At 46.5% G+C, this 546-nt stretch carries 1 protein-coding gene; it reads left to right on the forward strand.

The window, feature by feature from the left end; genetic code table 11:
- Positions 1-546, forward strand: a 546-nt coding sequence (gene ttcA, locus B4033_RS01740) for a tRNA 2-thiocytidine(32) synthetase TtcA (RefSeq protein ID WP_286831547.1), incomplete at both ends; no start/stop codon positions are given.

The raw sequence follows: 546 nt of genomic DNA on the forward strand, positions 1-546 counted from the left end.
GTTGAAAAAGCTTCGCCGTCAGGTCGGACACGCTATTCGTGACTTTAAAATGATCGAAGATGGCGATAAGGTCATGGTATGTATTTCTGGTGGTAAAGACAGCTATACCTTGTTAGATATCATGCTGCAGTTCAAGCGTATCGCACCTATCAACTTTGATGTAGTTGCAGTAAACCTGGACCAGAAACAGCCGGGCTTCCCTGAAGATGTATTACCACGTTATCTTGAAGAAAATAACATTCCGTATTACATCCTGGAAAAAGACACTTACAGCATTACCAAGAAGCTGACGCCTGAAGGCAAGACTTACTGTGCCGTATGTTCTCGTCTGCGCCGTGGCTCGCTGTATGGTTTCGCGCAAGAAATTGGTGCGACCAAAGTTGCGCTCGGTCATCACCGTGATGACATCCTGGCAACGTTCTTCCTGAACCTGTTCCATGGCGGCAGCTTAAAAGCGATGCCGCCAAAACTGTTGTCTTCAGACAAGAAGAACATCCTGATCCGTCCACTGGCTTATGTGGAAGAGAAGGACATCATCAAATATGC

The organism is Acinetobacter sp. UBA3132 (genome assembly GCF_002364825.1).
Lineage (GTDB): Bacteria > Pseudomonadota > Gammaproteobacteria > Pseudomonadales > Moraxellaceae > Acinetobacter > Acinetobacter schindleri.